The sequence below is a fragment of the Streptomyces cucumeris genome, assembly GCF_024295805.1.
Lineage (GTDB): Bacteria > Actinomycetota > Actinomycetes > Streptomycetales > Streptomycetaceae > Streptomyces > Streptomyces cucumeris.
Map to the genome: position 1 here is coordinate 1 of NZ_JANCLX010000069.1, position 8994 is coordinate 8994.

2 protein-coding genes are annotated in these 8994 nt (G+C 70.8%); both read right to left on the reverse strand.

The window, feature by feature from the left end:
• Positions 1-1985 (reverse strand): type I polyketide synthase (locus tag NMK44_RS41485; protein WP_254753323.1); only part of this gene is annotated, 1985 nt, incomplete at its 3' end.
• Between the two features lie 47 nt (positions 1986-2032).
• A partial coding sequence (locus NMK44_RS41490; protein ID WP_254753325.1) for a type I polyketide synthase occupies positions 2033-8994 on the reverse strand: 6962 nt, incomplete at its 5' end.

Consider the following 8994-nt stretch of genomic DNA (forward strand, 5'->3'; position numbering starts at 1 on the left):
TCCCATAGGGCGGCGAGGGAGGTCATGACGGCCCAGAGGATGGGTTGGATGATGTCGACGCGGCTGAGGTCGGTTGTGTCGATGCCGCCGCGCAGGGCGTCGGTGAGGGACCAGTCGACGTAGGGTGTGAGGGCTTGTTCGCATTCGGTGATCCGGGCCGCGAAGACGGGTGAGGTCTCCAGCAGTCCGGCACCCATACCCACCCATTGCGAGCCCTGGCCGGGGAACACCAGCACCGGCCCGGCACCGTTGTCCCCGCCGGCTCCGCCGAAGCCCTCGACACCCTGGGCGGCCATGGCACTGTGGGCGTCCACCACACCGGGGTGGGCCGCCCCGGCCGCCAGGGCGTCGAGCCCGGCCATCAGTTCTTCGCGGTTCTCACCGATGACCACGGCGCGGTGGTCGAATGCCGACCGGGTGCTGATCAGCGACCAGCCCACCTCGCCGGCGGTCAACTCAACGTCGGACGAAACCCGTTCGGCCAGTGCCGCAGCCTGAGCGCGCAACGCCACCCCGGTACGCCCCGACACCACCCACGGCACCGGACCGTCCGCGGCGGCGCTCCTCGAGACGGGTGTCACCGATGCCATGAGCGGCGCCGGCGGTGCCTGCTCCAGGATGAGATGTGCGTTCGTCCCCGAGATACCGAACGCCGACACCCCGGCCCGCCGTGGCCGTTCACCCTCCGGCCACGGACGGGCCTCCGTCAGCAGCCGCACCTCACCCGCCCCCCAGTCCGCGTGCGGGGTGGGCTCGTCGATGTGCAGCGAGGCGGGCAGCAGTCCGTGCCGCATCGCCATCACCATCTTGATCACACTCGCCGCACCCGCGGCGGCCTGGGTGTGGCCGAGGTTGGACTTCACCGACCCCAGCCACAACGGCTGGTCCGCTGTCCGGCCCTGCCCATAGGTGGCCAGGAGCGCCTGGGCCTCGATTGGATCGCCCAGGGTGGTGCCGGTGCCATGCCCCTCCACCGCGTCCACCTCGGCGGCCGACAGGCGGGCGTTGGCGAGCGCCTGGCGGATCACCCGTTGCTGGGACGGCCCGTTGGGCGCGGTGAGCCCGTTGCTGGCGCCGTCCTGGTTGACGGCCGACCCGCGGATCAGTCCCAGCACACGATGGCCACGGCGACGCGCGTCACGCAGCCGCTCCAGTACGACGAGCCCCGCGCCCTCACCCCAGCCCGTACCGTCGGCGGCGGCCGCGAAGGGCTTGCAGCGGCCGTCCGGTGCCATCCCCCGCTGCCGCGAGAACTCGATGAACGCGCCCGGGGTGGCCATCACGGCCACACCGCCGGCCAGCGCCAGATCGCATTCGCCGTGGCGCAGCGCCTGGGCCGCCAGATGGATGGCCACCAGCGACGACGAACACGCGGTGTCCACCGTCACCGCGGGCCCCTCCAGACCGAGCGAGTACGCCACCCGGCCCGACACCACACTGCCGAGGTTGCCCGCCCCGACATAGCCCTCCACCTCACTGGTGATGTCGCCGATGACCGACAGGTAGTCATGGGAGCCCACCCCGGCGAACACGCCCGTGTTGCTGCCGCTCAGGGCACGGCGATTGAGTCCGGCGCGCTCGAACGCCTCCCACGCGGTCTCCAGCAGCAGCCGCTGCTGGGGATCCATCGCCGCGGCCTCACGTGGACTGATGTCGAAGAACGCCGCGTCGAACTCGGTCGCGTCATGGCAGAAGCCGCCCTGGTCCACATAGGACTTCCCGTACCGCTCGGGATCGGGGTCGTACAGCTCCTCGGCGTTCCACCCCCGGTCGGTCGGGAACGGGGAGATCGCGTCACCGCCGTCCCGCACCAGCCGCCACAGCTCCTCGGGCGACCGCACCCCGCCCGGATAGCGGCAGGCCATCCCCACGATGGCGAGGGGCTCCGGCTCGGCGGACTCGACCTCGCGCAGCCGCTCCCGCGTCTGGCGCAGCTCGGCGGTGACCCACTTGAGGTGGTCGAGTAGCTTCTCTTCATTCGACATCTAGCTGGGGCTCCTTGGCGCGGCGCGGAGGATGGAGGTCATCGGACTCACGACTTTCCGAACTCGTCGGAGATGAGCTCGAAGATGTCTTCTGCCGTCGCTGTCTCGAGTTCGCTGTGCGCCGTGGTCCCGTCGGACGCGCGGTCCGTGTCGTCCCACTTGGCGAGCAGCAGATGCAGCCGTCCGGCGATCCTCCGGCGGGCCGACACGTCCACCGCCGACGGCTCCGACCCGGCGTCCCACCGGTCGAGCTCCGAGAGCAACCGCCCCTCGGACGTCACCTCCGTGTCCACGAGCCGCTCCCGCAGGAAGTCGGCCATCTCCTTGGGCGTGGGGTGGTCGAAGATGAGGGTGGGCGGCAGGTCGACACCGGTGGTGGCCGACAGCCGGGTGCCGAACTCGACCGCGGTCAGGGAGTCGAATCCGAGCTCCTGGAAGGGCTGGGCGGGCGGAACGGCGTCGATACCGGAGTGGCCGAGGATGGCCGCGGCATGGGTCTGGATGTGGCGCAGCAGAAGATGGTGCTGTTGGACGGGAGTGCTCTCGGCCAGTTGCTGCCGCAGGGCGCCGGACGCCGCTGCGGACTCCGTGGCCCCCGCATCCGGCGGAGCGCTGGGCGACAGCGGGGCGAGGAGCGGGCTGGGCCGCTGTGCGGTGAAACCGGCCGGGAAGGTCGTCCAGTCGATGTCCGCGATGGTGATCGCGGTGTCGCCTTGGTCCAGAGCGCACTGGAGGGACTTGATCGCCAGATCGGTGGCCAGCGGCCGCATCCCGCGCCGGTGGTAATACTCGATCACGGCGTCGTCCGCCGCCATACCCGCCTCGCTCCACGGTGCCCACGCCAGACTGGTGGCCGGAAGGCCCTGGGCGCGGCGGTGTTCGGCGAGTGCGTCGAGATGCGCGTTGGCGGCCGCGTAGGACGCCTGACGGCTGCTGCCCCAGGCGGCGGCCCCGGAGGAGAAGAGGACGAACGCGGAGAGGTCCAGTTCCGCGGTGAGCTCATGGAGATGGGTGGCCGCGAGCGCCTTGGGGCGGAGGACATCGTCGACATGAGCCAGGTCGAGCTCGGCGAGCGGTGCGTTCTCCGGGGTGCCGGAAGCGTGGATGACGGCGCTGAGAGGATGCTCGGCCGGGATGGCGCGCAGGAGTTCGCGCAGCGCGTCACGGTCGGAGACGTCGCACGCGGTGACGGTGACCTCGGTACCGAGCGCGGTGAGCTCCTCGGCGAGCTCGCCGGCTCCGGGTGCTTCGGGGCCGCTGCGGCTGACGAGGTGGAGTCGGGGCGCGCCGTGGTCGGCCAGCCAGCGGGCGACATGAGCACCGAGACCACCGGTGCCACCCGTGATGAGCGTCGTACCCGTCGGCCGCCAGCCGGTGCCCACGGGAGCCGTGGCCGGAGCCCGCTCGAGACGGCGCCCGAACGCACCGGAGCGAATGGCGATCTGGTCCTCCGGCTGGTCCTCGACCAGACACCGCGCGATACGGACCGGAGTCTCGCTGTCGATCGCCGTCGGCAGATCGATGAGACCACCCCACAGCCGGGTGTGCTCCAGGGCGGCGACCCGGCCGAAACCCCAGATCTGTGCCTGGTGGGGATGGGGGAGCGGCTCACCGGCGGCGGTCGCCACGGCTCCCTGGGTGAGGCACCACAGGGGCCCCGTCTCCTCCGTCCCAGCCAGGGCCTGGACGAGGGCGGTGGTGGTGGCCAGCCCGACGGACACGGACGGATGGTCGGGATGCGGCGACTCGTCCAGGGCCAGCAGACTCAGTACGCCCGCCACCGTGGACTCTGCCGATGCGTCGGCGAGTTGCCGTGCGAGATCGTCACTGTGTGCGGGGGCGCCGTTGACGGCCAGCGTCCGGTGCTCCGCGCCGTGGCCGCGGAGCGCCTCGGTGGCGGTGTGAACGGTCGGGTGGTCCTCCATCCCCGACGCCACGACGACCAGCCAGGTACCGGCCAGGGCCGGAGCCGTCGCGGACTCGGACAGGCGCTCCCACGCGATCCGGTAGCGCCAGGCGTCGATGGCGCTCTGTTCCCGGTGCTGCCGCCGCCACGTGGAGAGCACGGGGAGGGCGGGCAGCAAGGCGGTGATACCGGGGCTGTCCTTGTCGAGCTGGAGGGTGGTGGTGAGGGTGTCGACGTCCTCTTCCTCGATGGCCGTCCAGAGCCGCGCCTCGACCGGATCCTCGTGGCCCACGCCCTCCCCATCGGCCGTGCGGGCGGGCGGCGCCAACCAATAGCGCTGGTGTTGGAAGGCGTAGCTGGGGAGTTCGAGGGTGGCTGGGGGAGGGGTGGTGGGGTACCAGCTGGTCCAGTCGACGGGCGTGCCGGTGGTGTGGAGGTGTGCGAGGGCGTGGGTGAGGGCGTGGGTGTCGGGTTGTTTGTGGTTGAGGGTCGTGGTGGTCAGGGGCGCGTGGTGTTGTTCGGGGTTTTCTTTCTTGAGGTGGTGGAGGGTGTGTTGGGTGGCGGTGGTGAGGACGGGGTCGGGGCCGATTTCGAGGAAGGTGGTGGTGTGGGGTGCGATGTGGGTGATGGCGGGGTGGAAGTGGACCGGTTGGCGGATGTGTTGGGCCCAGTATTCCGGGGTGGCGATGTCGGCGGTTGCTGGTTGGCCGGTGAGGTTGCTGATGAGGGGGATGGTGGGTTGGTGGTAGGTGAGTCCGGAGATGGCTTTGGTGAAGGGGGCCAGGACGGGGTCCATCAGGGGTGAGTGGAAGGCGTGGCTGACGCTGAGTGTCTTGGTTTTGCGGCCGTGTTCCGCCCAGGTGGTGCTGATGGCGTTCACCAGCTCTTCGGGTCCGGAGATCACTGTGTTGCCGGGGGTGTTGAGGGCGGCGATGCTGATGCGCCCTTCGTGTTCGGCGAGGTCGTGGGTGAGTTCTTCGGGGGTGGCGGCGATGGTGGCCATGGTGCCGCCTGTGGGGAGTTGGCCCATGAGGGTGGCGCGTGTGGCGACGAGGTGGCAGGCGTCGGGGAGGTTGAAGACTCCGGCGATGTGGGCTGCCGCGATTTCGCCGATGGAGTGGCCGATCACCGCGTCCGGGTGGACACCTACCGAGGCGAGCAGACGCGCGAGCCCCACATGCAGGGCGAACAGACCCGCCTGGGCATAGGTCGTATGGTCCAACAGCTCCGCGTCTTCGGGGCTGGTGCTGAAGACGAGCTCTTGTAGGGGGCATTCGAGATGTGGATCGAGGAGCGCGCAGACTTCATCGAAGGCTTCGGCGAAGACGGGGAAGCGGTCATACAGTTCGGCGCCCATTCCCGGCCGCTGACTGCCCTGTCCGCTGAAGAGGAACACCGTGTGGCCCGCCCTGGGCGTGACCCCTCCGGGACTCACCACGCCCGGGTGCGGTTCGCCCGAGGCCAGAGCCTCCAGCCCCGCCACCAGATCTCCGCGCTCCGAACCGATGACCACGGCCCGGTGGTCGAACAGGCTCCGTGAGGTCAGCAGTGACCAGCCCACCTCGACCGGTGCCGCCTCCGGGGCCTCGCCCAGCCGTTCGGCGAGCGCGGCCGCCTGACCGCGCAACGCCTGGTCGCTCTGGGCGGACAGCAGCCACGGCACACCCCCGACGGGTGTGAACGTGGGTGCGGGCTCGCGGGGTTCGAGCTCCTCGGGTGCCTGCTCAAGGACCAGATGGGCGTTGGTGCCGCTGATGCCGAAGGACGAGACACCCGCGCGACGTGGCCGTTCGCGCTCGGGCCACGGCGTCGCCTCGTCGAGCAGCCGTACCTCACCCGCGGTCCAGTCCACGTTGGGGCTGGGCTCGTCGATGTGCAGCGAGGCGGGCAGCAGCCCATGGCGCATCGCCATGACCATCTTGATGACACCCGCCACGCCGGCAGCGGCCTGCGTGTGTCCGATGTTGGACTTGACCGAACCCAGCCACAGCGGTTGCCCGGCGTCCCGTTCCTGGCCGTAGGTGGCCAGGAGTGCCTGGGCCTCGATCGGGTCGCCCAGGGTGGTCCCCGTGCCGTGGGCCTCGACGGCGTCCACGTCCGCGGGGGTCAGCTGAGCGTTGGCGAGTGCTTGCCGGATCACGCGCTGCTGAGACGGTCCGTTGGGTGCGGTGAGTCCGTTGCTGGTGCCGTCCTGATTGACGGCCGAGCCGCGGACTAGAGCCATCACGCGGTGACCGTTGCGCCGCGCGTCGGAGAGCCGTTCCAGCAGCACCAGACCGACACCTTCGCCCCACACCATGCCGTCGGCCGCCGAGGCGAACGGTTTACAGCGGGCGTCGGAGGCCAGCCCGCGCTGCCGAGAGAACTCGATGAATGCCCCGGGGGTCGCCATCACGGTGACGCCACCGGCCAGGGCCAGCGTGCATTCGCCCTGCCGCAGTGCTTGGGCGGCCAGGTGCATGGCCACCAGGGAGGACGAGCACGCGGTGTCCACCGTGACCGCGGGCCCCTCCAGGCCGAACGAGTACGCCACCCGGCCGGACACCACACTGCCGATGTTCCCCGTGGCGACGTAGCCTTCCACGTCGCTCGCCGTATCGCCGGTGAGCGACAGATAGTCCTGTGAGGTCACTCCCGCGAAGACACCGGTGTTGCTGCCCTTGAGCCCGTCCCGGTCCATCCCCGCGTGTTCGAAGGTCTCCCACGCCGTCTCCAGGAGCAGCCGCTGTTGGGGATCCATCGCCGTCGCCTCGCGCGGGCTGATACCGAAGAAGGCCGCGTCGAACTCGCCCGCCCCGTAAAGGAACCCGCCCTCGCGGACGTAGCTCGTCCCCGGGTGCTCGGGGTCCGGATGGAAGAGCGCGTCCAGGTCCCAGTGACGGTCGGTGGGCATTTCGCCGATGGCGTCCCGGCGCGCCACCACCAGGTCCCACAGCTCCTTGGGGGTACGGGCGCCGCCAGGGAAGCGGCAGCCCATTCCGACGATCGCGATCGGTTCGTCGAGCGCGGCCGCGGTGGGCGTGTGCGTGGTGACGGCCGTCTGTCCACCGGTGAGTTCACCACGCAGATACGCGGCCAGGGCGTCGGGCGTCGGATGGTCGAAGACCAGAGTGGGCGGCAGTTCGACACCGGTGGTGGCGGTGAGCTGGTTGCGCAGCTCGACCGCGGTGAGGGAGTCGAACCCGAGCTCCTGGAACGGCTGGGCGGGCGGAATGGCGTCCGGGCCCGCGTGGCCGAGGATCGTGGCCGCCAGGGACCGGATCCGGTGGAGCAGAAGCTGGTGTCCCTCGGCGGGAGTACTGCTGCCGAGCTGCTGGAGCAGCGGGGAGGCGGCCGCGCCATCACGGTGATCGGCCGGGCCGGTGGGCGCCGGGATGAGTTCGGAGAGCAGGGGGCTGGGACGCTGAGCCGTGAACGTGGCGGGGAACGTCGCCCAGTCGATGTCCGCGATGGTCACGGTGGTGTCGCGGTGGTTGAGCGCGTGGCGCAGGGACGCGAGGGCGAGATCCGGGCTGAGCGGCGAGAGTCCGCGCCGGCTGTAGAAGGCACGGGCCGTTTCGTCGGCGGCCATTCCGGCGTCGCTCCAGGGGCCCCAGGCCAGGCTGGTGGCGGGGAGTCCCCGGGCGCGGCGGTGTTCGGCGAGTGCGTCGAGGTAGGTGTTCGCCGCGGCGTAGGCGCTCTGTCGGCTGCCGCCCCAGGCTGCGGCCCCGGAGGAGAAGAGCACGAACGCGGAGAGGTCCAGGTCCGCGGTGAGCTCGTGCAGATGGGTGGCGGCCAGTGCCTTGGAACGCAGTACGTGGTGCAGCCGGTCCGGTCCGAGATCGGCGAGGAGCTCGGTGTCGGATGTCCCGGCGGTGTGGATGACGGTGGTGAGGGGGTGTTCGGCCGGAACGGTGTGGAGGAGTTCGCGCAGTGCGTTGTGGTCGGCGGCGTCGCAGGCGGTGATGGTGACGTGGGTGCCGAGTGTGGTGAGTTCTTGGGTGAGTTGGGTGGCTCCGGGTGCGTCGGGGCCGCTGCGGCTGATGAGGTGGAGTCGGGGTGCGCCGTGGTGGGCGAGCCAGCGGGCTATCTGTGCGCCGAGGCCGCCGGTGCCGCCGGTGATGAGGGTGGTGCCGGAGGGTTGCCAGGTGGTGGGTGCCGTGGCCGGTGCGGTGGCGCGAACGAGACGCCGGGTGTAGCTGCCGGTGCCGCGGATCGCGACCTGGTCCTCCGGCTGGCCCGGTACGAGGACGGTGGCCAGACGGCGCGCCGTGTGGTGGTCGATTACGGTCGAAACGTCGATGAGACCGCCCCAGCTCCGCGGGTGTTCCAACGCGGCCGTCCGGCCCAGCCCCCAGGTCTGGGACTGGAGCGGATGGGGCAGCGGCTCACCGGGGGTGGCGGCGACGGCACCTTGGGTGAGGCACCACAGGGGCGCGTCGATCCCGGTGTCATTCAACGCCTGAAGGAGTGCGGTGGTCGCGGCGAGTCCGGCGGGTACCGCGGGAAAGTCGGGATGGGGCTCCTGGTCGAGCGCGAGCAGGCTCAGCACTCCACTGACATCGATACCGGAGGCGGCCGCGTCGAGTGCGTGGGCGATGGTGTCCCGGTCGGCGCCCTCGGCCTCGACAGTGTTCGGGAGTGGCGTCGCGCCGTGGGAGACGAGGGCCTGCGTCACCATCCGCACGACGGGGTGGTCCGTTTGGCCGCCGGGAACGATCAGCAGCCAGGTCCCGGAGAGCGCGGGAGGCGCGGAAGGTTCGGGCAGATGCTTCCAGGTGGTCCGGTATCGCCAGGAGTCGATGACCGACTGCTCCCGGTGGTGGCGTCGCCAGGCCGAGAGGGTCGGCAACAACGCACCGAGCATGGGCTGCTGATCCGCGGGGGAGTCGAGCGTCGCCGCCAGCGCGTCCAGATCCTCGCGCTCCACGGCCTCCCAGAACTCCTGGTCCGCCGCCGCGGCCTCGGTGACGGCCGCCGTACCCGATGCCGGCGCGGCCAGCCAGAAGTGCTGGTGTTGGAAGGCGTAGGTGGGGAGGTCGACCGGGTGGGGGGTGGGGTCTGCTGGGTACCAGCTGGTCCAGTCGACGGGCGTGCCGGTGGTGTGGAGGTGTGCGAGGGCGT